General features: G+C 70.6%; 17 protein-coding genes. 9 read left to right on the top strand and 8 right to left on the bottom strand.

The features are described 5' to 3' along the window. Nucleotides 1-16: 16 nt before the first annotated feature. Genes QHF85_RS16605 through QHF85_RS16595 form a run of 3 tightly spaced genes read left to right on the top strand, consistent with a single transcriptional unit; the run spans nucleotide 17 to nucleotide 3,689 of the window. Nucleotides 17-1,498 (top strand): serine/threonine-protein kinase, encoded by a 1,482-nt coding sequence (locus QHF85_RS16605; protein WP_281328168.1) that lies wholly within the window; start codon nucleotides 17-19, stop codon nucleotides 1,496-1,498. Next, the gene (locus tag QHF85_RS16600) at nucleotides 1,495-2,529 is read left to right on the top strand and encodes a hypothetical protein (RefSeq protein ID WP_281328167.1); all 1,035 of its coding nucleotides are present in this window, start codon (nucleotides 1,495-1,497) and stop codon (nucleotides 2,527-2,529) included. Before QHF85_RS16605 ends, QHF85_RS16600 begins: the two co-directional genes overlap by 4 nt. Nucleotides 2,530-2,543: 14 nt before the next feature. Continuing rightward, the gene (locus QHF85_RS16595) at nucleotides 2,544-3,689 is read left to right on the top strand and encodes a putative metal-binding motif-containing protein (RefSeq protein ID WP_281328166.1); all 1,146 of its coding nucleotides are present in this window, start codon (nucleotides 2,544-2,546) and stop codon (nucleotides 3,687-3,689) included. Here QHF85_RS16595 and QHF85_RS16590 read toward each other — a convergent pair whose 3' ends face one another. From QHF85_RS16590 to typA, 4 genes are read right to left on the bottom strand one after another with little or no spacing between them, the layout of a single operon-like run. Then, nucleotides 3,690-5,174, bottom strand: coding sequence for an alpha/beta hydrolase (locus QHF85_RS16590; RefSeq protein ID WP_281328165.1), 1,485 nt, complete (start codon nucleotides 5,172-5,174; stop codon nucleotides 3,690-3,692). A gap of 27 nt (nucleotides 5,175-5,201) precedes the next feature. Beyond that, a complete protein-coding gene (locus QHF85_RS16585) occupies nucleotides 5,202-8,747 on the bottom strand; it encodes a YhaN family protein (RefSeq protein WP_281328164.1) in 3,546 nt (1,181 codons plus the stop codon). Then, nucleotides 8,744-9,991 carry a DNA repair exonuclease gene (locus QHF85_RS16580; RefSeq protein ID WP_281328163.1) on the bottom strand — a complete coding sequence of 416 codons (1,248 nt, stop codon included), beginning with the start codon at nucleotides 9,989-9,991 and terminating at the stop codon, nucleotides 8,744-8,746. Before QHF85_RS16580 ends, QHF85_RS16585 begins: the two co-directional genes overlap by 4 nt. Nucleotides 9,992-10,037: 46 nt before the next feature. Then, complete coding sequence (gene typA / locus QHF85_RS16575) at nucleotides 10,038-11,876, bottom strand: translational GTPase TypA (protein WP_281328162.1); 1,839 nt, start codon at nucleotides 11,874-11,876, stop codon at nucleotides 10,038-10,040. A gap of 117 nt (nucleotides 11,877-11,993) precedes the next feature. Here typA and QHF85_RS16570 point away from each other — a divergent pair, with 117 nt between their 5' ends. The 3 genes from QHF85_RS16570 to QHF85_RS16560 all read left to right on the top strand — a co-directional run bounded on the left by QHF85_RS16570 (nucleotide 11,994) and on the right by QHF85_RS16560 (nucleotide 15,181). Beyond that, a complete protein-coding gene (locus QHF85_RS16570) occupies nucleotides 11,994-12,440 on the top strand; it encodes a hotdog fold thioesterase (protein WP_281328161.1) in 447 nt (148 codons plus the stop codon). A gap of 52 nt (nucleotides 12,441-12,492) precedes the next feature. Then, complete coding sequence (locus QHF85_RS16565) at nucleotides 12,493-13,362, top strand: 3D domain-containing protein (RefSeq protein WP_281328160.1); 870 nt, start codon at nucleotides 12,493-12,495, stop codon at nucleotides 13,360-13,362. 118 nt (nucleotides 13,363-13,480) lie between these two features. After that, complete coding sequence (locus QHF85_RS16560; RefSeq protein WP_281328159.1) at nucleotides 13,481-15,181, top strand: J domain-containing protein; 1,701 nt, start codon at nucleotides 13,481-13,483, stop codon at nucleotides 15,179-15,181. Between the two features lie 27 nt (nucleotides 15,182-15,208). On the opposite strand, the gene QHF85_RS16555 is transcribed toward QHF85_RS16560, so the two are convergent. Both QHF85_RS16555 and QHF85_RS16550 read right to left on the bottom strand, forming a co-directional pair. Next, nucleotides 15,209-15,856: a hypothetical protein gene (locus tag QHF85_RS16555; protein ID WP_281328158.1), complete on the bottom strand. Its 648-nt coding sequence runs from the start codon at nucleotides 15,854-15,856 to the stop codon at nucleotides 15,209-15,211. A 194-nt stretch (nucleotides 15,857-16,050) separates the two neighbouring features. Beyond that, the gene (locus QHF85_RS16550) at nucleotides 16,051-17,937 is read right to left on the bottom strand and encodes a S41 family peptidase (RefSeq protein ID WP_281328157.1); all 1,887 of its coding nucleotides are present in this window, start codon (nucleotides 17,935-17,937) and stop codon (nucleotides 16,051-16,053) included. Nucleotides 17,938-18,235: 298 nt separating this feature from the next. Between QHF85_RS16550 and QHF85_RS16545 the strand changes: the two genes are divergently transcribed. Next, the gene (locus QHF85_RS16545) at nucleotides 18,236-19,045 is read left to right on the top strand and encodes a sigma-70 family RNA polymerase sigma factor (RefSeq protein ID WP_281328156.1); all 810 of its coding nucleotides are present in this window, start codon (nucleotides 18,236-18,238) and stop codon (nucleotides 19,043-19,045) included. A 478-nt stretch (nucleotides 19,046-19,523) separates the two neighbouring features. Here the strand turns inward: QHF85_RS16545 and QHF85_RS16540 are convergent, their stop codons facing one another. Beyond that, the gene (locus QHF85_RS16540) at nucleotides 19,524-20,357 is read right to left on the bottom strand and encodes an MBL fold metallo-hydrolase (protein ID WP_281328155.1); all 834 of its coding nucleotides are present in this window, start codon (nucleotides 20,355-20,357) and stop codon (nucleotides 19,524-19,526) included. Between the two features lie 133 nt (nucleotides 20,358-20,490). Between QHF85_RS16540 and QHF85_RS16535 the strand changes: the two genes are divergently transcribed. Together QHF85_RS16535 and QHF85_RS16530 are read left to right on the top strand one after the other, a co-directional pair. Continuing rightward, complete coding sequence (locus QHF85_RS16535) at nucleotides 20,491-21,054, top strand: YdcF family protein (protein WP_281328154.1); 564 nt, start codon at nucleotides 20,491-20,493, stop codon at nucleotides 21,052-21,054. A 5-nt stretch (nucleotides 21,055-21,059) separates the two neighbouring features. Further along, complete coding sequence (locus tag QHF85_RS16530; RefSeq protein ID WP_281328153.1) at nucleotides 21,060-23,393, top strand: peptidylprolyl isomerase; 2,334 nt, start codon at nucleotides 21,060-21,062, stop codon at nucleotides 23,391-23,393. A 121-nt stretch (nucleotides 23,394-23,514) separates the two neighbouring features. Here the strand turns inward: QHF85_RS16530 and ppk1 are convergent, their stop codons facing one another. After that, nucleotides 23,515-25,761 carry a polyphosphate kinase 1 gene (ppk1, locus tag QHF85_RS16525; RefSeq protein ID WP_281328152.1) on the bottom strand — a complete coding sequence of 749 codons (2,247 nt, stop codon included), beginning with the start codon at nucleotides 25,759-25,761 and terminating at the stop codon, nucleotides 23,515-23,517. Between the last annotated feature and the right edge of the window lie 101 nt (nucleotides 25,762-25,862).

Below are 25,862 nucleotides of genomic sequence, written 5' to 3'. Positions count from 1 at the left end.
GTATCCTGGGTCCATCGTGACCGTCATCGCCGAGGGACAGCTCATCGCCGGAAAGATCCGCCTCGAGCGACCGCTCGCACGGGGCGGCATGGGCGCCGTGTGGATCGCCCACCACCTCAAGCTCGACCGGGCCGTCGCCGTGAAGTTCATGGAGCCGGCCCTCGCCGCCTCCGAGACCGCGCGCGCGCGCTTCGAACGCGAAGCGCGCGCCTCGGCGCAAATCCAGAGCGCGCACGTCGTCGAGGTGCACGACTACGGTGTCGAGGGCGAAACGCCCTACATCGTGATGGAGCTGCTCCGCGGCGAAGACCTCGCCGCGCGCCTCGACAAACGCGGCAAGATCGGGCTCGCCGAGGCCATCCGCATCACGCAGCCGATCTGCAAGGCCCTGCGCCGCGCGCACGAGCTCGGCCTCGTCCACCGCGACCTCAAGCCCGGCAACGTTTTCCTCGCCCGTCAAGACGACGACGAGGCCGTAAAGCTGCTCGACTTCGGCATCGCGAAGGCCGTCTCGCCGGGCACGCCCCAGTCGGGCGACGTGACGCGCTCGGGCAACCTCGTCGGCTCGCCGCTCTACATGAGCCCCGAGCAGATCCGCAAATCCAAGGAGGTCGACCACCGCAGCGATCTCTGGTCGCTCGGCGTGATCCTCTACCAGATGCTCACGGGCCGGATGCCGTTCGTCGAGGACGAGGTCGGCGCGGTGCTCGTGGCGATCTGCACCGATCCGATCGCAAAACCCTCGACGCTCGCGCCCGAGCTCGGCCCCGAGGTCGATCGCTTCTTCGAGCGCGCCCTCGCGCGTGACCCGGCAGAGCGCTTCCAGAGCTCGCGCGAGCTCTTCGACGCCCTCGAAGCGCTCGCCCACATGCCCGCATCCGAGGGGAAGGGCGCCGCGGACGTGAAGCGCGATCCGAGCGTCGGGCTCGACGCGACCGCCGAGATCCCGAGCCCGTCGCCGCGCCGCGTCGAGAAAAACGCCGCCGTCGCGCTCGCCGAGACGATGGCCGCGCCCGAGGGTTCGGGCACGCTCACGCTCTCGCCCTCGGGCCGGACGCAGGACGACGAGGGCAGCCCGAAGAAAGACAAGCAGCGGAGGTTCGCCGCCGCGGGGCTCGCCGCGCTCGCGCTCGGCGCCCTCGGGTGGGTGTACCTCGGCCCGCACGCGACAGCGCAGGAAGCGCGCATCGATGGCCCGGGCAGCCCGACGCTCCCGCTGCCGCCGCCCGTGACCGAGCCCGAGGCGCCCCCGCCGCCGCCGCCCACGCCCGAGGCGGTCCCGAAAGCGACGCCCGAGGCGCTCGCCGAGGTCGACGCGCAGAAACGGACGGCCCCCGAGGCGCCCGTTCGGAGTGACAAACCGGTCGTCCCCGCCAAACCCGCGACCCCGAAGACGGGCGCGGACGGCAAGCCTGAGCCCGCGCCGGCCTCGACGACGAACGAGGACGACGAGCTGCTCGGTTTGTCGAAGCCGGCCACGCCCCAGCCCCCGCGATGAATCGAGGCCGCCGCGTCTCCCTCGCCGGAGCCGCGCTCACGGCGGCGCTCCTCTTTCCGTTCGCGTCGCAGGCGGACGAACCGCCGCAGGCCGAGGCGACGACCCCGCCGCGCGCGGAGCCGTCCGAGGAAGAGCAGCGCGAGGAGAAGCGCGCCGTCGCCCTGGAAAAAGGCCGCCGCGCGATGCAGCTCTTCCGCGCCGCCCAGTACGCCGAGGCCTACCCGCTCTTCCGCGACGCCGACGAGCAATTCCACACGCCGCAGCTCGTGCTTTACATGGCCCGGTGCCAGGACAAACGCGGCAAGCTGCTCGAAGCGCGCGCGCTTTATGAGCGGACGCTGGCCGAGCCGCTGCCGGAGACGCCGTCGGAGTCGCTGCTCCGCGCGCGGCAGGCGGCGACCGCGGAGGTCGGCCCGGTGCGCCTGCGCATCCCGACGCTCGCGGTCGACGTGCGCGGCCCGCCGCCCGCGGAGGTGACGCTGTTCGTGGACGGCGAGCTCTGGCCGATGGGTGAGCCGCGCGAGCTCGATCCGGGCAAACACGACGTCGAGGCGCTCGCGCGGAGCGGCGCGCGGACGGCGCGCGAGGTGGAGCTGCCCGAGGGCCGGAGCGTGTCGATCGTCCTGCGCCTCGGCCTCTTCGCGAAGGGCGTGGACCGGACGATCGAGCCCGCGCCGGCCCCGCCGACGAAGCCGACGTGGAGCCTCGTGGCCGCGAGTGGGTTCTTCTCGATTGGCGCGCTCGCGCTGGTGACGGGCGTGGTGACGGGGGGGCTCACGCTCGATCGGCGTGAGGTGCTCGAAACGGAGTGCGTGCAAGAGCGGTGCACGCCGGCGGGGTTCGCGGCGTACGAGCAGACGAAGACGTATGCGTCGGTCTCGAACCTGGGCTTCGGCGTGACGGCGATCGCCGCGGCGGCGGGCGCCTCGGTGCTCTTGTTCGCGCCGAACGCGACGCCCGCGGCCGCGCGCGGGGCGCGCGTGGAGCTCGACGTGCGCGGGGGCTTCATGGCCGTGCGAGGCGTGTTTTGAGGCGGATCGCGCTCGTGTCGATCGGCGTCTCGGGGGGCCTTTTCGGCTGCGAGACGTTCATCGCGCTCGGCGACGATTACACACAGCAATGCACGGTCCTCACGACGGTGTACCGCGACGCGGACAAGGACGGCGAGGGGACCCCGCACGATCGGCTCGAATGGTGCGGGGATCCGCCGCCCGAGTACGTGACGAACACCCTCGACTGCAACGACGGGAGCGACGAGGTGAACACGCGCGCGTCCGACGATCAATGCGATGGGATCGATCAGGACTGCGACGGGAAGACGGACGAGGACTTTCCCATCCTCGATTGCCAGATTTTCAAGAGCGACACGGAGTCGTGCCCGGGCCGCACGGCCTGCGAGGGAGAGGACGTGCGCTGTTACGCGCTCTTTTTCCTGGACGCGGACGGGGACGGGATCGGCAGCACGCCGCGCCTCGTCGACGAGCCCGGGACCTGCGCGCCGCCGCCCCCGCCCGTGGGCGGAGGCGTGTGGGTGCAGGAAGGCAAGGATTGCGACGACACGGATCCCGGCGTCCACCCGAACGCCAAGGAGCTCTGTGACGAGGTGGATCAGAACTGCAACGGGACCGTGGGGCGGGTCTATCTGCGACAAACCTTTTCGCAGAGCGTGCTGAACACGGGCGCCGCGGAGGAGCGGTGGTTTTCCGGGACGAACAGCGGCTTCGCGCAGGCGGTGCCGGGCGGCGGGGGATGCCTTGCGCCGGAGGACGACGTCACGGGCACGGACGACGGGAGCGTCGTGGGGGTCGGGCTCGGGACGTGTGTCCCGCCCGGGACCTCGGGCGAGCTCGAATCGCCGAACGTGGACACGACGGGCGCGCTGGCCCTGATGCTCGTCTTCCACGAATGGGTCGACTTCACCCCCGCAGGGATGGTCGGCGCGCCCCCGACCGTGACGCTTTCGGTGCAACAAGGGCCCGCGCGAACGACGCTGCTCTCGCTGGTGAAGCCGGGGCCGACGGACGGCCAGCCGGTGCCGGCGTGGGCCGAGGTGGAGCGCAAGCTCGACGTGTTCACGGGCCCGAGCACGTCGCTCGTGTGGTCGTACGAGAGCGGTGACGCGGCGGGCTGGGGCGGATACGCGATCGACGACGTCCTGCTCGTCGACGAGGTTTGCAGCGACGCGCCCTGATCATTTGCAGGTCGTCCCTTCGGCCGGGACCACGAGATCGACGAGGTAATCGGTGATCGCCTGGTCGATGCACGTGATTCCTCGGAGGAACGAGACGTGCCCCGGGCCGTCGCGCGTGAGCAAAACCCCGGAGGAGAGCTGCGCGGCGAGCGAGACGGCCCAGGGATACGGGGTCGCGGGGTCGCCGGTGGCGCCGACGACGAGGATCGGCGCCGCGCCATCGGCGGAGACGGGCGTATTCGAGCGCCACGGCGGGATCGGCCAGTGCGCGGAGGGCAGCGCCGTGGCGGGCAAATACGCGCCGATGCGCGGCGCCTTCGCCTGGAGCTCGTCCGTCAGCGTTCGATAAACCTGGGGATCGTGGGGAAACACATTGTCGATCGAGGTGACCCCGTAATACACCTCGAACGACGCGCCGTACGTGCCGTCCGCGCTCCGGGCGACGTACGCGTCCGCGAATGCGAGCAGGCCCGAGCCGTCCCCCGTGGCCGCGAGGGCGAGCGCCTGGGCGAGGAATTTCCATTGCGCCTTGTTGTAGAGCGGCTGCGCGACGCCGTAGAGGAGCTCGCCGGGCCCGAGCGTGCGCGCGCTGCCCGGCGGCGCGGGCAGCGGAGACGCCTCGATCGCGGCCTTCACGGCGTCGTACGCGGACCACGGGTCGCCGCCCGAATGAAATGCGCAGCTCGTGTTCGCCGCGCACGCGGCGAGGAACGCCTCGAGCTCGGCCTCGAAGCCGAGGGCCTGCCCCTTGATGAAGGCGTCGCCCGAGACCGTCGGATCGATCGCGCCGTCGAGCACGATCGCACGGACGCGGTCGGGGTAGGCCTCGGCGTAGATCGTCCCGAGAAACGTTCCATACGACAAACCCAGGTAGGTGAGCTTCTCGTCGCCGAGGGCCTCGCGGAGGAGGTCCATGTCGCGGGCGACGTTGTTCGTCCCGACGAACGGCAAGAGGTCGCCGCTCCGCGCCTTGCAAGCCGCCGCGAACGCGTCCGCGCCGGCGATCAAGGCGGCGCGCTCGGCGTCGTCGTCGGGGGTCGGATCGAGGCCGACGACGGGTCCGAGGTCGTCGACGCAATCGATCAGGGGCGTGCTACCGGCCTGGCCACGCGGATCGAAGCCGACGAGGTCGAAGCGATCCTTGATGGGCTGCGGCAAGGCGATCTGCGCCCCGCGCACCCAGCCGACGCCGGATCCGCCGGGGCCGCCAGGATTGACGAGCAAGGAGCCGATACGCGCGGACGGAACCGCGGCCGGGCGTCGCACGAGCGGAATGGAAAACGTCCTTCCGTCCGGCGCGTCGTGATGAACGGGCACGGAGAATGTGGCGCATTCGAAGCCGCCGCCGCAATCCTCCCAGGAAATGGCGGGTTTGGGCGTGGGCGCTGGATCAGGATCGGCGCCGCAGCCGAGAACGAGGGAGGAAACGACGAAAGGGATGGCGCCGAGAAGGCGCCGCGCGGTCGTGCCCATGAGGAGGTTCATGGTACCGCGATTCGAACGCGGGAGGCTCTAGCTTGCCGGCCGCAAACGCGCGCGCCCGCCGAGCGTGTCGAGATCGTGCAAGCAAAGTCGGGACGGCGGGACGGCCTCGCGGGCGAGATCCGCGACACGCGCGTGGTGCGTGAAGAAAAGGACCTGCGTCTTCTGCGAGAGCTCGCCGAGGATGGAGAGCGCGGCGCGGGAGCGCGTGTCGTCGAAATTGACGAGGATGTCGTCGAGGACGAACGGAATGGGTTCGTTGTGCTCGAAATGGCGCTCCAGGCTCGCCATACGGAGCGCGAAAAAGAGCTGATCGCGCGTGCCGTCGCTGAGGCCCTCGACGCCGACGCGCTCGCCCGAGGTGCGGACGCATTTCAAGACGGGGCGGCTCTCGTCGCCCTCGTCGTCGCCGCGAATTTCCAGGAACGAGCCGAGCGTGAGCCGCTGGAAGAGCTCCGAAGCCCGGCGCACGATGGGCCCCTGGTGTCGCTCGCGATACTGCTTGATCTCCTCTTCGAGCAGGCGAAACGCGAGCCGCGCCCGCGCATACTCCTCGACGAGCACGCCCATCGCCGCGAGGTGGCCCTCGGCCTCGGCCGCGGCCTGCGCGGCGCCGTCCCCGCCGTCGACGCGCCCGCGACGCTCTTCGAGCTTGCCGATCTCCTGCTCGACCTTGGCCTTGGCGTCGTTCTTCGACTGGATCTGCTCCTCCAGCGAGGAGAGCTCCGTCGCGACATCGTCGCCCGAGAGCCCATGGCACTCCGTGGCGAGGGCCTCGATGCCGAGCCCCTCGCCGAGGTGGAGGAGCTGCTGCTCGATCGGGGCGAGGCGCGCCCGGAGCGCGCGGACCTCCTTCGAGCGATCCTCGGCCTCCCCGAGCTCCACGAGGCTTTCCGCACGCGCTGCCGACCGAAGGGCGCTGAGCTCGTTTTCGGCGGCCTTGCGGCGCAGGATCACCTCTTCGAGCTCGCGCCGCTTCTCGTCGAGCTTCTGCGCGTCCTTCTGCCGCGCGATCTCGTCTTTTTCCGCCGCGAGGAAGCGCTCGACGACGAGGTTCGCCGCGTGCTCGATCGGCGCGTCCACGAGATCGGTCGCGGCGGCGCGGGTGATTTCCACGACGCGATCCGCGAAGAGCCGCGCGTCCCGCTCGATGCCCTCGATGCGGCGCCGCCGGTCCCGCGCGTCCGCGCAGCGTTTTTCGAGGTCGCTCCGCAACGCGAGCACCTCCTCCGCCTCGACCGTGCCCGTCACCGCCGGCAGGTCCACGCTCGCCATCGCCTCAGCCCACTGCGCCGACCACGCGGCGAGCTCCGCGCGCCGACGCTCCAAGAGGGCCTTGCACTGCGCGGCCTGATCCTTCGCGCGCGCGAGGTCGCGCTCGTGCGCCTCGCGATCCTTCTGCGCCTTCGCTTCCCGATCGCAAACGGCGCGCGCCCGCTCCATGAGCGCAGGCAAGCCCTTCACGGCGAGCCCGAGCGGGCGGAGGAGCGCGCCGAGCGCCTCCTCGTGATCGGCCGCGAGCGCGCGATCCGCGGCGAGCAGCGCCTCGGCCTCCGCCCACCGGCGCCGATCCTCGACGAGCCGCTCGTACTGCCCGAGAAACCCCTTCATCTCCGCGGGAGAGAGCGGCGCGAGGGAGCTCGCCTTCCACTGCTCTTGCCACTGCCGGAGGAGCTCGTCCCGCGCCGCCTCGAGCGAGGCACGCTCGGCGTCGAGCTCGGCGATCTCGCGGAGGAGCCCTTGCTGCTCCAAGGATCGCTGCGAGACCTTCGCGACCCGGTCGGCCTCGCGGAACAGACGATCGGCGAGATCGTCGGCGCGACGCACGCTCGCCTCGTAGTCGAGCACCACGTCGATGCCGGGACGCGGAGGCCCGCTGCGGAAGGCCGCGACGTCGTCCGCGATGCGCGCGTGCTCCGCGATGAGCGCGCGCCGCAGCTCGAACCAGGCCGCGTCCCGCCCGCCTCGCGCCGCCGCGACGTCCGCCTCCGTGGGCACCGCGCCGCCGCGCCGGATCTGCTCGAGCTCCCGTTCGAGCGCGGAGAGCTTGCGCTTGCGATCGGCGAGGGTCTGTCCGAGCGATCGGAGCTCCTCGTCCTTCACGCCGAGCGCGCGCTCGAAGCGCTCGATCGTCTCGCGCGTCGGCATGGGCAGGTTGCCAATCTTGTCGAACGGGACGTCGAAGAGCGAGAGCGCGGCGCGCCCTGCTTGCACGCGCTGCCCGAGGCTCTCGGCGGCCCGCGCGCGCTCCTGGATGCGTTTGTCGAGGTCACCTTCGCGCCGCGCGACGTCGAGCGCGTGCGCGAGCGCCTCCACGTCCGCGGGCGGGGGCAAGGCCGCGCCGCGCCGCTTCTCGTCGTCGAGCCGCTCCTCGGCCGCGGCGAGCGCGCTCTCCGCGCTCTTCGCCGCCGCATCGAGCTCGACCTTTTGCTTCACGAGCGAACGCACGCGCGTGCTCGCGACCGCGGAGAGCTGCCAGGCCTCGGCCTCCTCGACGGAAATCTCGCGACCGAGCCGTGCGCAGAGACGACGCGCTTCGTCCTCGACCTGCCGCAGCTCCCCGCGAAGGCGGGTCGCGTCGATGCTCGCCTTCTTGTGGCTGCCGAGCTCGCCCTGCACCTGCCGCACGAGCGCGCCCTTTTGCAGGAGCGCCGTGGGGACCGCGAGCACGGCGAGCTTTCCTTCGAGCTCGCGCACGTCCTCGCGCAGTTTTTCCTCCCGGGGCCCGGCTTCGTGGATGATGGCCTGCGCGCGGCGACGATCCTCGGCCGCCGTCTCGGGCAGGACCACGACGTCGCGCCGCGCGTCGAGCGCTGCGAGGATCTCGGCGCGCTCGGCGAGGGGGCGGAGCACCTGCTTGACGCGCTGGAGGCGGCGCATGCGGCGCGCGAGCTCGCCAAGCTGCGCAGAGAGTTGCGCGGACTCGGCGCTGCGCTCGACGAGCTGCTTGTTGATGTCCTCGAAGTCGCGCGCCGATTGCGAGAGCTCCTGCGCGCGCTTCTTCGCCTCCTTGAACTTGTCGATCGCGTCGTTGATCTTCTTCTTCTTGCCGCGCGGCAGGTAGATCTCCGCCGCGCGACCTTCGAGCTTGCGCAGGAGCGAGGCGACGGTCTGCCCGAGCCCCGCGCCGAAGAGGCTCTCGCCGAGATCGCCCTGCCCCTCGACGAGCTCGCGCCCGCCCTTCACGAGGCCGTCGTGCGAGAGGCCGAACATGGTCTCGAACTGCGGCCGCTCGATGTTGCCGAGGAGCTTTCGCAAGAGCGCCTCGTCGAGCGGTTGTCCCGCGGGATCGAGCAGCGTCTCCTTGCGGCCCTTGCGCCGGACGATCGCGAGCTCGGACCCGTCCTCGGCGCCGATGCGGCCGCTGATGCGCAGCTCGGACATCTTGTGCCGGTGATCGTCGCTCGTGCGCTCGGGGATGCCGAAGAGCAGGCCGCCGACGGCGCGGAGCGTCGTGCTCTTGCCGGCCTCGTTCGAGCCGACGACGAGGTGGAACGCGCGCGCGGGCGAGGAGAAATCGAGCGCGAGATCCGAAAACGGACCCCAGCGCAAAAGCTCGAGCGAGAGGATCTTCAAGCCTCGTCCCCCTCTCCGGAGAGCTGCGGCAGGAGGTAGTCCGGCAGCTCGTCGACGATGCGCCGGAGGACCGAGAGATCGGTAATTTTCGCGGCGGCGTCGCTCTGGAAGAACTCCTGCGGGAGCTTGCCGACGATGTCCGAGAGCTCCTTGCCGAGCTTGTCGAGCGCGTCGTCGTCGTCGCGGATGAAGCGCAGGGTCTTCAGGAGCCCGCCGATGGGGTTGTCGTTCTGCGCGAGCGCGTCGAGGTCGGCCGGCGTGCGCGTGCGCAGCTCGACCTTCTCGATCCACGCCTCGCCGAGATCGTTCGCGAGGCCGCGGATCTCGCCGCGCCAGTGGCCGACGTCGCGCACGAGGGCCGCGTGCGCGCGGCTCGCGCCGGTGAGGACGATGCGGGCGCAGACGACGCGGCCGTCGGCGGCATCGACCTCGTTCGAGAGCGCAGCGCGGCAGAGCTCGAGGACGTCGTCGGGCGAGCGCGCGGGCGAGGCGTCGACCTGGCAGGCGGCCCAGCGCGCGACGTCGAGGACGCGGTGCTCGACCGATTTGACGCGGCCGTCCTCGACCGTGACGAGGCTCGCGCCCTTGGGCCCGGTCTCGCGGGCGTGGCGGCCTTGCAAGTTGCCGGGGAAGACGATCCAGGGTTTTTCGTGCAGGACCTCGCGCGCGTGCACGTGCCCGAGGGCCCAGTAGTCGTAGCCCTTCTGCACGAGGTGCTCGACGCGGCACGGGGCGTACGGCGCGTGTCCCTCGCGGCCCTCGGCGGCCGTGTGCAAGAGGCCGATGTTGAAGTAGTCAGGCCGCGGCGCGGGGTAGGTCTGGGCGAGGTCCTCGGTCGTCTCGGCGCGGGCGTAGCCGCGACCGTGCACGGCGACGCCGACGTCGTCGAGGACCACCGTCTCCGCGCGGGAGGTCGAGAGCTCGCGCACGCCGTCGGGCAAACGGAGGATCTTGCTCTTCGCGTCGTGGTTGCCGCGGACGATGAACACGCGGATGCCCGCGTCGCGCAGGCGCGCCATCTGCCGGACGAAGAAGAGGCCGGTGTTGTAGTCGGTCCAGTCGCCGTCGTAGAGGTCGCCGGCGATGAGGAGGAAATCGACGGCCTCGGCGATGCACGCCTCGACGAGCGCTTCGAGGGCCCGCCGCGTCGCGCCGCGGAGTTTGTCCGCGGGCGCCCCCTCGTATCGATCCAGCCCGCGCAGAGGACTGTCGAGGTGGATGTCCGCCGCGTGAAAGAACTTCATCAGGGGCCGCGGAGTTTACCCGCGGCGCCCCGCTCGGTCGATCGATTTACTCGACCGCCTGCGCCTGTTCGATCGCGTCCTCACGCCGATCGCGCAGGTTCACCGCGAGCACCTTCTTGCGCACCCGCACCGCCTCCGGCGTGACCTCGACGAGCTCGTCGGCGTCGATCCACTCCATCGCGGTCTCGATCGTGAGCAGCCTCGGGCTCGCGAGCAGGACGTTCTCGTCCTTGCCGTGGTTGCGGATGTTGGAGAGCTTCTTCTCCTTGATGACGTTGCAGTCGGTGTCGTTCGGGCGGTTGTGCTCGCCGCAGATCATGCCCTCGTACACCTCGACGCCCGGCACGAGGAAGAACGTGCCGCGCGGCTGCAGGTGGTGGAGCGCGTAGGGCGTCGCGACGCCCGCGCGATCGGACACGATGGCGCCCGTGGGCCTGCGCATCATGGGCCCGCCCCACGGCGTCCAGCCGTCGAACATGGTGTTGAGCAGGCCCGTGCCGCGCGTCGACGTGAGGAACTCGCCGCGGAAGCCGATGAGCCCGCGCGACGGGACCTGGAACTCGAGGCGCGCCCGGCCAAACCCGGGGTTCGTCATCTTCACCATGCGCCCGCGCCGCGTCGAGAGCCGCTCGGTCACGATGCCGACGTACGTCTCCGGGACGTCGATCACGACGAGCTCGACGGGCTCCATGGCCTGACCGTCGATCTCGCGCGTGACGACCTCGGGGTTCGAGAGCTGCATCTCGTAGCCCTCGCGCCGCATCGTCTCGACGAGGATCGCGAGCTGGAGCTCGCCGCGGCCGAGCACGAGGAACGTGTCGGGCGAGTCCGTGGGCTCGACGCGGATCGCCAGGTTCTTGCGCGCCTCGCGCTCCAACCGATCCTTGAGCTGGCGGCTCGTCAAGAACTTCGACTGCTTGCTCTTGCCCGCGAACGGCGAGGTGTTGACGCCGATCTTCATCTTGATCGTCGGCTCCTCGACGACGATCCGCTCGAGGGCCTCGGGGCGCGCGGGATCGGCGATCGTGTCGCCGATGTTCACCTCGAGCCCGGCGATGGCCACGACCTCGCCGGCCTGCGCGCTGTCCGCGTTGACGCGCTTCAGGCCCTCGAAGGTGAAGAGCGCCTTGACCGCGCCCTTCGTGACCTTGCCGTTTTCGCCGAGGACCACGACATCACCCGCCTGCCGGATGCTGCCGCGCACGATGCGCCCGACCGCGAGCCTGCCGACGTAGTCGTCGTGCGTCGTGTTGCAGACGATGACCTGGAGCGGCTCGTCGGGGTCGCCCTCGGGCGCGGGGACACGCGCGAGGATCGTCTCGAAGAGCGGCACGAGGTTCGTGAGCTGGTCCTCGAGCTCGCGCTTGCACTGGCCGAGCTTGCCGATGGCGTAGACCATGGGGAAGTCGGTCTGCGCGTCGCTCGCGCCGAGGTCGCAGAAGAGGTCGAAGACCTCGGAGAGGACCTCGTGCGGACGCGCGTCCTGGCGGTCGATCTTGTTGATGACGACGATGAGCGGGAAGCCCCGCTCGAGGCACTTGGAGAGCACGAAGCGCGTCTGCGGCAGCGGCCCCTCGGCCGCGTCGACGAGCAGGAGCGCGCCGTCGGCCATCATCAGGGTGCGCTCGACCTCGCCGCCGAAGTCGGAGTGTCCCGGAGTGTCGACGACGTTGATCTTGACGCCCTTCCAGCGGACGCTCGTGTTCTTCGCAAGGATGGTGATTCCTCGCTCGCGCTCGAGGTCGTTCGAGTCCATCACGCGCTCGGCAACCACCTCGTTGTCGCGGAAAGCGCCCGCCTGGCGGAGCATGTGATCGACGAGCGTGGTCTTACCGTGGTCGACGTGGGCCACGATGGCGATGTTGCGGAGATCCTTGCGGGCCATTTTTCGGCGCCGCTCCTAGCACGCGCTTCGTGACGAGGCGAGCGAACCCGGCGGGCCACGTTCCTGCGATGACCTGGCAGAACACGGGCTTTTCCGGCATCGTGCGCGCCGAAAAAAATGTTGGATCCGACCATCTTTCGGCAGCTCGCCGAGGAGCTCATCCCGTTCAACAAGTGGCTCGGGGTCAAGGTCGAGCACATCGCGCGGGGACACGTGACGCTGTCGATCCCGTGGCGCGAGGAGCTCATCGGGGACCCCATCCGACAAGCGCTTCATGGGGGCCTCATCAGCACGCTCGCCGACACGGCAGGCGGGCTCTGCGTCTGGACCGAGCTCGAAAATCCAAGCCTCGCCCGGGTCTCCACCGTGGATCTACGCGTCGATTACCTCCGGCCCGGGCGCCGCGAGATGCTGGTCGGCGACGCCACCACGATCCGCGTCGGCGCCAAGCTCGGCTGGGCCGACATCCGGCTCTACCACCCGAGCGCCGCCTCCGAGCTCGTGGCCACGAGCCGCGGCGTCTACGCGCTGAAGCACCCGAAGCAGCCAAGCCGAGACGCCTGACGAGCCAGCGTCCTCTTGGCCATCGGCGGGCGAGCGAGGGTATCCTCGTCGCATGCGACCTTTGACCATGGCGCTCGTCGCCTGCCTCTCGGGCGCCGCGTGCGCGACCGCAGCCGGGCAAGCCTGGGTGCAAGGCGAAGGCGAGCCCACGCGCGAAGCCGAGCATCGCGGTTGGTCCGACACGCGCAGCGCGCGGGCCGGGTTCCTCGAACCGGAGCGCGCGTCGAGCCGAACGGCGTTCGCGCCGCGGGAATCCCCGCCCGCGCCCGCTCCCGCGTCGAGCGCCGAGGAGGTCGTGACCATCACGGCGCAAGGCTCGGGCGCGACGCCCGCGGCGGTCTTCCGCAACGGCGAGCGCTTCCGCAACACGTACTACGACTTCCCGAAAGAAGACGCGGGCCCGAAGAACGCGACGATCTACGACGCGAGCTGCAAGCCGCTCACGAGCGTCACGCAGGACTTCCACGATCGCGTCTGCGTGCAAGGCAGCGGCCGCCTCTCGACCGGCGAGACCGTGAGCTTCGCCAAACGCGACTGCGATTGCGCCGCGGTCTGCCCGCGCACGAACCAGAAGATCTGCTTCGAACGGCTCGACCCCGCCCGCTTCCCCACGGGCCGCGGCGCCCTCGGCAAGCCCATCACGCCGCTGCGCTCGGTGGCCGTGGACTCGTCCGTGATCCCGCTCGGGACCGTGCTCTTCATCCCCGAGTTCAAGGGCGTGAGTTTGCCTGAGGGCGGGCGCCACGACGGCTGCTTCGTCGCCGAGGACCGCGGCATGAAGGTCGTCGGGCGGCAGATCGATGTCTTCACGGGAGATCCCGCCGCGACGATCCGCCTGAACGCGCTCGTGCCCTCGAACCGCGGCGTGCGCGTTTACGCAGACGACGCGCGCTGTCGCTCGCTCGTCGCCCGGGGGCCCTGACGCGCGTTTCGCGGCCGCGCCAACCATTTTCCAGACGCCCGCGAAATCCACACGGTCATCGGAGTGCCCCGTTGCGCCCCCGCGCGCACCCTGGCACGCTTCGGGCGAGTCGCCACGCATGGCTGCTTCGCCCCCCGCCCCCACGACCGGAATGCCCTTCGTCGTCCCTCCGGGGCTCGTACCGACGGCGGAAGCCAACCTGGTGCAGACGCCGCTCCTGCACCTCTACGTGTACCTGCTCGACAAGGTCCTCTCGGGGACGCTCGTGCTCACCACGAAGACGGGCGCGCGCGCCGCGGTGTCGTTCGACGAGGGAACGCCGACGCGCGTGATGGATGTCGGGGGCACGCGGTACGCGGAGCGCACGCCGCTCGAGCGGTCGATGATCAAGCTGTGCGAGATCGAGCCCGAGACGCGGTACGCGTTTTACGCCGGGCAGGACCTGCTCGCGGAGCGAGGCGGCGAGGTGCCGCGGGTCGAGCCGCTCGCGGTGATCATGGCCGGTGCCCGCGCGTTCGTCGGGGCGCCGCAGGCCGAGGCGACGCTGCGCAGGATCGAGGACGTCCCGATGGGCATCGCGAGCGGCGCGACGCCAGAGCGATTCCGGCTCACGCCCGAGGAGCGCGCGCTCGTCGAGAGGCTGCGCAAGCAACGAACGACGCTCGTCGACCTCGCGAAGACGAGCGGTGTGCCCCCGCGCATCGTGCGCGGCGTCGTGTACGGAATGACGATCACGCGGCACCTCGATTTCGGCGGCTCCACGCGCCCGCCCGTCGGGCTCGAGCGCGTCGCCGCCGCCGCGCGAAATGCGATGGTCTCGGATCCACTCGGGTGGCGGCCCACGACGGGCACGACGGGCCTGCAGTACGTGGATCAGACCGGGACGCGGCCGCGGGACGAGGTGCTACGAGCGTCCGACGCGACCGGGCCACTCCAGGCCGTCAGGCGCGAGGGGACGGGGCCGCTTCAGGCCATTCAGCGTGCGTCCGACAAGACCGCGCCCGCGCCGCCCGTGCAGCCGCAGGCCGGGCCGCCGAACCACGAGAAGCGCCGCGCCGAGATCGAGGCAAAGCTCGCCTCCGCCCCGAACGAGGACCCTTTCCAGATGCTCGGCATCCCGCGCGAGGCGACGTCGGGCGACGTGCGGAACGCCTACTTCAAGCTGGCGCTCGTGTACCATCCGGACAAACTCCCGAAGGACCTTCACGATCTCAAGCCCCGGGTGGCGCGGCTCTTCGCGGCCATCAACGCGGCCTACGAGGCGCTGAAGGACGACGCCGGTCGCGCGCAGTACCTCGCGTCGCGGGAAGGCGGCGTGGTCGACGAGCAGGCGAAGGTCGAGCGCGCCGTCAATGCTGCGCTCGAATTCGAGAAGGCCGAGGTCTTCCTGCGCAAGAACGACCTCGCCTCGTGCGAGGCCTGCGTGCGGCGCGCCGTGGCCGCCGATCCCGAGCAGCCGGCGTATACGGCCTTGCTCGCCTGGGTCGTGGCGAGCCGGAGGCCGCTCCCGCCAGTGGCCGAAGAGGGCAAGACGAACAACGTCTACGATGACTGCATCACGCAGCTCGACGGCGTGCTCAAGACGGAGCCCGATTACGAGAAGGCCCTGCTCTACCGCGGGAGGCTGCTCAAGCTCGCCGGGCGCGTCCCCCAGGCCTACCGGGACTTCAAGCGCGTCACGGTCATCAGCCCGAAGAACATCGAAGCCGCGCGCGAGGTGCGTCTCTACGAAATGAGGCACCCGCCCGAGGACGACGGACCCGGCTCGAATCCGCCAGGCCGCGGCCTGCTCGGCAAGCTCTTCAACAAGAAGCGCTGAGCGTCCCCCCCCGGGGCCCGCGGGCGTTCAGCCGCCGGGGCAGGTGACGAGAATGCCGCCGCCGGACACGCTGTCGCAGGAGAACTGCGCACACGGGTCGTTCAAGCAAGCGCAATTCGGCGCGCCGCCGCACGCGGCGGGGATCGGCGCGCACTGGAAGGAATCCGGCTCATTGACGACGTCCGACGTGGTCTTCTGGCAATACTGCGTGGCCTCGTCGCAGAAGTTGTGGCCGCAGGGGAAGAGCTTGTCCGACGGCGGCTCGCAATTGCCGAGGTCCGAGACGTCCGAGCCAGCCGCGGCGGCGTCGCAGGCATTGCCATACACCATGCCGTTGCACGCGCATGTCGGGAAATAAGCGTCCGGGCACGCGCTCGGCCGCGGCTTGCAAATGCCTGTGAGGTCGGTATCGCCGCACCGATCATTCTGAAAGTCGCACCACTCGTCGGGGCCACAAACGGTCCCGGCGAAACCACCACACGGCTTGCCGCTGCTGCCGCCGCCGCCCCCGCCCATACCACCGACGCCGGTCGACGCCGTCGAGCCGCCGCCGCCGCCCTGACCACAGGAGTCCGCGCCGCAACCGCCGCCGCCGCCCATACCGCCCGAGCCGCCCGTGTTCTCGCCGCTCCCACCCGAGCCGTTCGAACCGCTGTTCGAATCGACGAACGACAAGGCGCAACCGCCGAGCAGAAAAAGGGAAAGCGAAGCTGCGCCCAACCATCCATGCAAAGCCAATCGCATCACGGCCTCCAGACACGCCCTTCAGCAAGCGTAATGCCACAGCGTATCACGTTCTTTTCAGGCCCACCGTGAATGCAAAGGCCGGTCGCGGTGTCGCGGCGCTGGCCCAGCCTGCGCCAAAACGATCAGCGCGCGGCGGCCACGGATGTCCCGAGCGCCCGGAGCGCGCGGCAGACCATCTCGTCCCGGCAAGGACCGACACGCCCGCCATGCAGCGCCCACGGCACCTCGCGCACGAGCGCAGGATCCCGCACGTCGGGGCCACGCCAGGGCTCGAGCGCCCGCGAAAGCCGCGCCTCCCGCTCTGTCGCCGCCGGGAGCGAGAGCGTGATCTGCGGCGATAAGCCGACTTTCTGGACCGGCGAGCCATCCGGTAAAGAAAATAGCAATGTCGTCAAACGAAGGACGCCCGCCCGCGCATCGTCATCGAGGTATTCCTGGGCGCACCCTTTCCCATAAGTACGGTCTCCAATGACCACGCCACGTCGATAACTGGCGATCGCCCCCGCGATCATCTCCGCAGCGCTCGCGGTGTCGCCATCCACGAGCACCGCGAGCGGCCCCGAATACGACTCCTCCACAGGCACGTCGGGCGCGCGCTCGACCTCGACGCCGCCATCACGCCGGCGCATCGGAAAGAGCGCCGCCCCAGGGAGGAAATGGCCGAGCGCCGCGATGGCGCCGTCCGTCGACCCGCCGCCGTTGGCGCGCAGGTCGAGCAGCACGCCGCGATTGTCGTGCGTCTCCCGGACCCGCGCGAGCGCCGCGCCGATTCGATCGCCGAGATCGTCGGGGACGTCCGGCATGGTCACGATGGCGACGCGGCCGTCGGCATACCGGACGGCGTCGAAAGGCAGCTCCGGGGGCTCGGCCGGAGGCGCTGCGCCCTCACGCGGAGGCGCGGGCGCGACGACGAGCTCCATCGGCTGCGCGACGTGCGGCCGGAGGATCGTCACGGACGCCGGCGGCCCATGCGGCGCGCCTTCGAGGAGGGCGCTCTGAGAGACCTGCTCCACGCTCATACCCGCGAGCGGCACTCCCCGCACGGAGAGGACGACGTCGCCGTTGAGGAGCGGCGCAAGCGCGCCCTGATCGATGCGGATGCCGAGCCCCGTGCGCGTCATCTCCGACCAGAGGCGGAGCGGCGGGCTCGCCTCGAGGTCGAGGTCGTAGAGCCAGATCTCCTCGTCGAGTGGCGCCCACGAGCCATGCGCGTCGAACTGGGGCACGTACGCACGCACCGCCGCCGCAAGGACGACGCGACCCCAGGCCTCGGCCGTGAGGTCGGGGAAGAGCCGCTGGCCCGCCGCCCTGACGTACGGATCGAGCGCCGGCCCGTACGCGGCCCGCGCAGCAAAGACTTCGCGCCCGAGCTCACGCGCGAGCTCGCGGCCACTCCGCCTGATGGGACTGTCCTCGAAGGGCGAGGCGGTCACCGTGCGCCAGACCTCGGCGGGCGAGCGAGCGCGGCCCTCGGGACGTGCTTCGCGCAAGCCCTCGTCGAAGGACGCGCGCAGCGTCTTCATCCAGGTGACGAGCGAGGCGCCGACAACGTCCGCCGCGGCGCAAGGGCCGCCGTTCGGCGCGGCTTCGAGCTCTCGCAGGAGCCGCTCGCCTTCGCGGCGCACGACCGGCGCGACGGGCGCGTCGGGCGCGACGGACCAGAGCCCGTGCGGGTCGAGCCAGTCGACGACCCCATCGGCAAACTTTGCGGCTTCGATGTCGGTGACCGGCGCCGCGAGGTTCGTGCGGACCTGCGCGACGATGCTACGCGCGGCCTCGCAGGAGAGCGCCGCAGGCGCGCCCGTCGGAAGGACGAGGCCGCCGTCCGAAGGAGCGCCACACTCGGCGCCGAGGTCCTCTTCGTCCGTGACGTCGAGCGTGCGCAAAGACCAGAGCGCGATCCCGCGCGCTGCATGCTTCGGAGGCTCGGCCGGCCGCTGCGTCGAGAGCGCGAGGATGGCGGCGGCGGCTGCGAAGTACCACCCTCTGGTTGCGAGACGCCTGCCCACGTGTGTGCCTGGAGAGGGATGTACCACGCCCAGGGCGCGGGGGTGAAAGTGGCGTGCGAACATCTCGAAGAACGAGGAGAGCGCGTGAGCCACGGGACCCGAGGGCGCCGTCCGCGGATTCACGCAACCGTTTCGCGCCCCTGAGGCGGCCCGTGACGTTTGCGCGAAACGAGATCGTCTCCTGCAGGAAAGAGCCTGATTCGTGCGCGGCATCGGCCCTGCATTGGCGTGCCGCGCGCCTTTCCCATCCCGCCGCCGCACAAGGCGGCAGGAACGCCCCGGGGCGCGAGGAGTCCCCATGGCCGAGAGCCGAAGTCCCGCCGTCTTCGCCCACGCTCCGCGCCACCGCGAGCTCGACAAGCGCGAGCCCTTGACGCCCGAATCAGAGCGCGACCTCGCGGAGCGTTTCCGGAACGGCGACCGCAACGCCGGTCGCCGCATCGTGGAGGCGTGCCTGCCCTTCGTGATGACCATCGCCCTCGAGTACCGGCGCTGGGGCATCCCGATCGAGGACCTCGTCCAGGAGGGCAACATCGGCCTGCTGAAGGCGGCCGAGCGCTTCGACCCGTCGCGCGGCTGCCGGCTCGTGACGTACGCCGCCTACTGGATCCGCGCCGAGATCCGCGAGCACGTGGCGCGCGGCTACCGGATCGTGCGGCTCGGCTCGTCAAAGAGCGAGCGGCGCGTCTTGCGCATCTACCGCCGCACGCACGAGCGGGACCCGGACATCCTCGCCGCACAGAGCGGCCTGCCTCGCGAGCGCGTGGTGGCACTCCTGCCGCTGCTGATGGCGCGAGACGTGAGCCTCGACAAGAAGAACCCCGAGGGCGACGCACCCCTCGACAGGCTCGCCTCGCCACTCCCCTCGCCCGAGGATCAAGCCTGCGAGGACGAGGCGCAGCGGCAGGTCGCCACAGCGCTGCGGCAGATCGTCACAGAGCTGTCGCCGCGGGAGCAGAAGATCGCGAACGCCCGCTGGCTCAGCGAGGATCCAGCGACGCTCGAAGAGCTCGGCGCCGATTTCGGCGTGAGCAAGGAGCGCGTGCGGCAGATCGAGGAGCGCGCAAAGAAGCGCGTCCGCGCACGGCTGACGGAGCTGCTCCACTGAGGGCGTCTCGCTGGGGCTTCGCCCCAGGCCCCACCAGGAGCTGTCCGCTCCTGGACCTGGACCAGCGCAAGCGCTGGACTCGTGGTCGATGAACTGCGCGATGCGCAGTTCATCGAACGGGCCAGGTCAAGATCGCAACCGATCCTGCCAACCAAGACAGCAGCGCTGACGGTTCCGCTGGCGGCGCGGTACCAACGGCCTGTTGGAAGAACTGCGCGTAGCGCAGTTCTTTCACAAAAGGTCCAGGGCTGGCCCTGCAAAGAGGGGGCGGACAGCTTAAAAGATTTCCCCGCATCGACTGCGCGAAGCGCAGTCGATGCCCAGAGGTCCAGGGCTGGCCCTGGTTCGGGTCGAGGGGCGAACAGCCCCCGCGGGGCCCGGGGCAGCGCCCCGGCGCAGCGGCCTGCGATGAGACCCATGCTCAGACGGAGCGACGGAGATCGTTCGACGTCCAAGGGAAAACCGCTCGCGCGGTCCCTCAGATCTCGATGACCATCCCTTCCTTCGCTGCGATCGTGTTTGGGAAGAGCTCCCGTGCGCGGCGCTCTTTCTCGCGGACCATCGCGTCCGTCTGGCTCGGATCGTGGTGGTGCAGGATGAGCTGCTTGACGCCTGCGGCATGCGCGAGCTCGCAGCCTGCGACGAACGTCGCGTGACCCCAGCCCGTCTTTGGGCCGCCGCCGACCTCGCCTGCGTATTCCTCGGGCGTGTACATCGCGTCGAAGATGAGCACGTCTGCGCCCTGCGCGAGCTTGCGCAGCTTCGGATCCACGATCGCGTAGTGCTCCGAGTCCGTGACGTAGACGAGCGACTTGCCCTCGTGGTCGATGCGGTACGCGTAGACGCCGTTCGGGTGGTTGCCGCGCGCGTTCGAGACGCGCACGTCTTGCTTGCGCCCGATCGTCACGACCTCGCCCTCGTAGAGGTCGCGGAAGGTCATGTTCGCGCCCATCTCCGAGAGGTGGACGGGGAAGCTCGGGTAGTCCATCTGGCCCGCGAGCGTCTCCTCGAGCGTGCGCGAGACGTTGAGACCGCCGAAGAGGTGGATCGTGTTTTTGCGGACGAAGGCAGGGGTGAAGAACGGGAAGCCCTGGATGTGATCCCAGTGGACGTGGCTGAAGAACATCCACGCCTCGATCGGCATCTCCCGGAGAAGGCTCTGCCCGAGGAGGCGCAGACCCGTGCCCCCGTCCAGGATGATCAGCGTCTCGCCGGCCCGCACTTCGTAGCAGCTCGTGTTGCCGCCGAACTCGACCGTGTCGGGTCCGGGCGTGGGGATGCTTCCGCGGACACCCCACATCTTGAGTCGCATCCTGATCGCCCTTCCGGCCCCCGCCCTTGGTCCGATTCCCCGTGATAAATGCCTTCCGGGCGCAACGTCAAGCGAGAGGTGGCCCTTACGTGACTTTCTGGCGAGCGGCGTCGCTTCGGCTATCGTCGGCCCGATGCCGGAGCGCGCAGATGCCATCGTGGTCCTTGGATGCCGCGTGCTGCCGTCGGGTCGGCTCACGACTGCGGCGTTGCGCCGCGCCAAGAAGGCTGCTGACGCGTATCTCGCGGGTGTCGCGCCCCACATCGTGACGAGCGGCGGGCGTCGCTGGGGCGCGCAGATCGAAGCGGAAGCCTTGCGCCGCGAGCTGGTCCGTGCGGGGGTGCCGGACGAGGCCGTGACGAGCGAGCTCTGGTCGCTGACGACGCATGAAAATGCGGCATTTTCGGCCGAGATCCTGCGCCGGAGAGGAGCGCGGCGGGTGCTCGTGGTGACGTGCGCCTGGCACGTGGAGCGCGCGATCCAGAACTTTCGCTGCGTGGGCGTCGACGCGTGGCCGCTGCCGTCCGAGGGCGTGCGCGCTGGGGCCGTCCGGCGCGCGTATCGACGCGGGCACGAGCTCGTCTGTGCGTGGCTCGATCGACGCGCGCTCGGGCGCGCGCACGCGCTCGTTCGCGCCGTGCCGAGGCCCGCCCCCCGTGTGTCCGGCGCGCAGAGCGCCGAGGAGAATGCTCGATGAAGTGCGTGGGAACGAGGCGAGGGGCGAGGGGCCTCGTGATCGGCGTCGTCGCCGCGCTCGGCGCGTGCAACCGAGGAGGGCCCACGGCGCCGAGCACGAAGGACGCAGGACCCGACGCGGGGAGCGACGCGGCGGTCGTCGTCGTGGACGAGGCGAAGCAGCGGCAGGAGGCGCTGCTCGCCGCGGAGCATCGGCGCTCGGCCGCGGAGATCACGAGCTCCGATCAGCAGAACCGCGACGTCTCGGTGCGACGCGCCGCGGCCCGCGCGCTCGCGCGGATCGGCGGCGAAGGCGCGCAGCCGGGGCTCTTGCGCGCGCTCGCCGACGAGGATCCGGAGGTCGTCACGTGGGCGGCGTACGGGCTCGGTTCGTCGTGCGCGTCGGGCGACAAGGCGACGGTCACGGCGCTCGTGGCGCGATCGCTGTCGCTCGTCGACGCGAAGGAGGGCGTCCCTGCGAAGGGGGCTCCACCCGTCGATGGTCGATCGAGCGCGGAGCTCGATCCGCGCGTGGCGATCGCGCGGGCCGTGGGTCGCTGCGGGGCGGAGCAGAGCGAGCCGACGCTCGTCGCGTGGCTCTCGGGCACGGAGGCGCAAGCCTCGGCGGCGGCGTTCGCGCTGGGGGATCTCGCCGCGGTGAAGATGCGGCTCCGCGAGGAGACGCTCGCGGCGCTGCTCAACCTGGCGGCAGGCAGCGCTTCGTCGCCGCCCGCGCCCGAGGGGCTCTTCCCCATCGGCAGGCTCGAGAACGTGCCGAACACGGTGACGGCGCGCCTGCGCGAGGTCGCCGGCGCGCGCCTCGCGGAGCCCGGTCCGTACAGGATCTTCGCCGTCCGCGCGCTCGGTCGTGCAGGCCCGGAGGCCGCGGCGGATCTCGGACGCGTGCTCGCCGGGGCGACGCTCTTCTCGGCGGCCGAACGCGCGGAGGCCGCGCGCGCGCTCCGTCGGCTCGGTCCTGCGGGACAAACCATGCTCGTGTCCACGTTGCCCGCGCTCGTCCCGCCGGGCGGCGCCGTCGCGCTCACCGCGCTCGGCGAGGAGATCGGCGTGCTGCTCGCCACGCTCGACGCGCTCGAACCGACGAACAAGGCGAAGAAGTGGCTGAAGGATCTGGCCACGATGGAGCCGCCGCCCTCGGCGCCGGTCACGGTGCTGCGGCGCCTGTCCTGGATCCGGTGCAGCGCGGCGACGGCGCTCGCGGGCGCCGACGTGCGGGATCCGCTCCTCACGCGGTGCGACGTCACGGCCGCGCTCGCGACGGGCGACGGCGCGGACGCGGGGGCGAAGGCGCCGGGGCAGCCGGGATCGATCGGCGCGCGGGCGATGGTGAAGGTGCTGGATCGCGCGCCGATCGAAGGGTCGAGGCGCGCCGTGTTCCTCACGCACGCGAAGGGCGGTGATCTGCGGGCGCGCGAGGCCGCGATCGAGCTGCTCCCCAAGCACGAAGAGCTCGCCGAAGAGGCCTTGCCGATCCTCGAAGCGGCGCTCACGGCCCAGGAGCCGGGCCTCGTCTCGACGGCGGCGGGGGTGATCGCGCAGAAGCCGAACCTCGCGGCCGAGCCTGAAAAACGCAAGAAGAAGGGCAAGCGAAAGAAGGGCGAGGACGAGCAGGCCGCGGAGGAGACGACGCTGCGCCCGCCTTCGCCCGCGATCGTGAAGGCCATCGCGGCGGCGCTCGGTCGCGCCGACGTGGAGAACGATCCGGAGCACGCAAGCTCGATGGTCGAGGCTGCGGGCGCGCTCGGCTTGAAGGAGACGCTACCGCGGCTCGAAGAGCTCTGCCGTTCGTCGTGGCCCGAGCTCCGCAAGCGCGCGGCGAAGGCGATCGGGCTCGTCTCGGGCAAACCGGAGACGCCGTCCTGTCAGGCGCCGCCGGGCGGAGGGCCGAAGCCGCCCGAGCTCGACGCTCGCGCGGCCGGCAAGGTGACCCTCACGCTGGAGACCGACGTCGGCGAAGCTTCCCTCGTGCTCGACGCCGACGTCGCGCCCGTGGCCGTCACGCGGGTCGTGGACCTCGCGCGCGCAGGCTACTACGACGGCAAGGTCGTGCACCGCGTGGTGCCCGGCTTCGTCACGCAGATCGGCGCGCCCTTCGGCGACGGCTACGGCGGACCGCCGGGCAAGGCACCGCTGCGCTGCGAGACCTCGCCGATCGCGTTCGATCCGCTCACCGTGGGCGTCGCGCTCGCGGGCCGTGACACGGGGTCGAGCCAGATCTTCGTGATGCACGCGAGGCACCCGCACCTCGACGGCCAGTACGCGTGGATCGGCCGCGCGACGGGGCCGTGGGCCTCGTTCGTCGACGGAGACCTCGTGCACAAGGTCTCCGTGAAACCTTGACGACGGGGCGTAGAGCGCCGAACAGGCGCTCTGCTCGATCGCGCAGCGAGCGAGCCTCGGGGGGGTGAATCGGCCGGGCTATGCCTGGCCGAGAGGGGGACGCGAGGCGTCCCCCTCGGGACTAAGCCGGCGGATTGTGCTTCTTCTTCTTGCCGTTCTTGCGGCGTAGCTCGTCGCCGCCCTCGCCGTGGCCCACCTGGAAGATGTGGAACCGGCCGCTCCGCGCGAGCACGTCGGCCGGCTTGGGCCGCTCGCGCGCGAGCTCCATGAACCGCTGCTGCGAGCGCAACGTCGTCGCGCCCGTGGGCGTCACGACGCGCGTGTAACTCCCGTCCGCGGTGAGGGCCCACGTCTTCGCCGTGTCGGCCGCGAGCGTCGCGAGCATGTCCTCGGCGCGGGCGCGCGCGGCCGGATCGAGCAGCGGCACGAGCAGCTCCACGCGGCGGTGGAAGTTCCGCGGCATCCAGTCCGCGCTGGAGAAGTAAAACTCCTCGGTCCCGCCGTTCGCGAAGCGGAAGACGCGCTTGTGCTCGAGGAACCGATCGATGAGCGCGCGCACCTGGATCCGCTCCGAGAGCCCCGGGATCCCGGGCCGGAGGCAGCAGATGCCGCGCACGAAGAGCCGGATGTCGACGCCGTGCTGGCTCGCGGCGTAGAGCGCGTCGATCACGTCCACGTCCACGAGCGCGTTCATCTGCGCCACGATCTCGGCCTTCCGGCCCGCGCGCGCGTGCTCGGTCTCGCGCGCGATGAGCCCGAGGATCGCCTCGTGCAGACCGAGCGGCGCCACCACGAGCCGGTTCCACTTCGGCGGCGCGCTGTAGCCCGTGAGCAGGTTGAAGAGCGAGGTCACGTCCTCGCCGATCTCGCGGTTCGCCGTGAAAAGGCCGACGTCCGTGTAGAGCCGCGCCGTGTGCGGGTTGTAGTTGCCCGTCGAGAGGTGCACGTAGCGCCGGAGTTTGTCCTTCTCCCGCCGCACCACGAGCAGCGCCTTCACGTGCGTCTTCAGCCCGAGCAGGCCGTAGATCACCTGCGCGCCGCTCTGCTCGAGCGTCCGCGCCCACTGGATGTTCGAGGCCTCGTCGAAGCGCGCCTTGAGCTCGACGATCGCCGTCACCTGCTTGCCGTTCTCCGCGGCCCGCGCGAGCGCCTTCACGATCGGCGAGTCGCCACCGGTGCGGTAGAGCGTCTGCTTGATCGCGAGCACGTTCGGATCGTCGGCCGCGCGCGAGACGAACTCGACCACCGGATCGAACGAGTCGTACGGATGGTGCAGGAACACGTCCCGCTCGCGGATCACGGCGAACGGATCCTCCACGTCGCGCAGCGCGCTCGGCACCTGCGGGGTGAAGACCTCGTCGCGCAGATCGCGCCGATCCTCCTCGCCCACCACGGAGACGAGATCGGCGATGCTGAGCGGGCCCGAGACGCGGTAGACGTCGAGGTTCGGATCGATGCCGAGCGCGCGGCAGAGGCGCTGCACGCTCGCGCCCACGCCCCCCCCGACGCCGATCTCGACGCGCACGGCGTTGCCGCGATCGCGACGCCGGAGCTCGGCCTGGATCGTCTCCAGGAGGTCCTCGCCCTCCTCCTCGTCGATCTCGAGGTCCCAGTTGCGCGTCACGCGGAACGGGTACGTCCCGCGGAGGCGCGAGACCGGGAAGAACTCTTTCACATGGCGCGCGATCACGTCCTCCAGGAGGACGAACGCGCGGCCGCAGCCGTCGACGCGCACGCGCATGAGGCGGCTCAGCATCGGCGGCACCTGGATCACGCCGAAGCCGGGCTCCTCGCCCTCGTGCTCGCGGCTGAACATGATGCCGAGGTTGATGCTCTTGTTGCGCAGGTGCGGGAACGGATGGCCCGGGTCGATCGCCAGCGGCGTGAGGATCGGGAAGATGTCCGTGCGAAACCGCTCGTCGAGCGCCGCGAGCTCGGCCGCGTCGAGCTCCTCGGGACGCACGATCCGCACGCCGACCCGATGCAGCGCCGGCAGCATCTCCGTGTTCCAGAGCCGGTAGGCGCTGTCGAAGAGCGCGTGCGCCCGCGCGCTGATCGCGAGGAGCTGCTCCTGCGGCTTCATGCCGTCCGGCGGGACCTCGGTGATCGTGCGCTGCGTCTGGGCCTGCAAACCCGCAACGCGCACCATGAAGAACTCGTCGAGGTTCGAGAAGAAGATGCCGAGGAACTTCAGCCGTTCGAAGAGCGGAACCTCCATCGATCCTGCCTCGGCGAGGACGCGAGCGTTGAACTCGAGCCACGACAGCTCGCGGTTCAGATACTGCGTCGGATCCGAGTCGCCCGCGGCCGGGAGCAGGGACGAGGGGCGAGCTGCGACTTCGGGCGTGGAAGGTGTCTCGAACGTCACGATGATTTCAGTCTAGCCTACCCGATCGCTTGGGTCAGTCGATCGACCCGAAGAGGAGGCGAAGGCCGCGGAGTTCGCCCGCCTCCTTGCGGCCTGCGCTT

This window comes from Polyangium sp. 6x1 (genome assembly GCF_029946515.1).
Taxonomy (GTDB): Bacteria; Myxococcota_A; Polyangia; order Polyangiales; family Polyangiaceae; genus Polyangium.
Note: the sequence above shows the minus strand (reverse complement) of the source record. Positions and strands in the feature narration are given on the sequence as shown.

Coding starts and splice junctions, on each gene's coding strand:
- QHF85_RS16600 (WP_281328167.1), top strand. CDS start 1,495: ATGAATCGAGGCCGCCGCGTCTCCCTCGCCGGAGCCGCGCTCACGGCG.
- QHF85_RS16590 (WP_281328165.1), bottom strand. CDS start 5,174: ATGAACCTCCTCATGGGCACGACCGCGCGGCGCCTTCTCGGCGCCATC.
- QHF85_RS16580 (WP_281328163.1), bottom strand. CDS start 9,991: ATGAAGTTCTTTCACGCGGCGGACATCCACCTCGACAGTCCTCTGCGC.
- typA (WP_281328162.1), bottom strand. CDS start 11,876: ATGGCCCGCAAGGATCTCCGCAACATCGCCATCGTGGCCCACGTCGAC.
- QHF85_RS16570 (WP_281328161.1), top strand. CDS start 11,994: ATGTTGGATCCGACCATCTTTCGGCAGCTCGCCGAGGAGCTCATCCCG.
- QHF85_RS16565 (WP_281328160.1), top strand. CDS start 12,493: ATGCGACCTTTGACCATGGCGCTCGTCGCCTGCCTCTCGGGCGCCGCG.
- QHF85_RS16560 (WP_281328159.1), top strand. CDS start 13,481: ATGGCTGCTTCGCCCCCCGCCCCCACGACCGGAATGCCCTTCGTCGTC.
- QHF85_RS16545 (WP_281328156.1), top strand. CDS start 18,236: ATGGCCGAGAGCCGAAGTCCCGCCGTCTTCGCCCACGCTCCGCGCCAC.
- QHF85_RS16540 (WP_281328155.1), bottom strand. CDS start 20,357: ATGCGACTCAAGATGTGGGGTGTCCGCGGAAGCATCCCCACGCCCGGA.
- QHF85_RS16535 (WP_281328154.1), top strand. CDS start 20,491: ATGCCGGAGCGCGCAGATGCCATCGTGGTCCTTGGATGCCGCGTGCTG.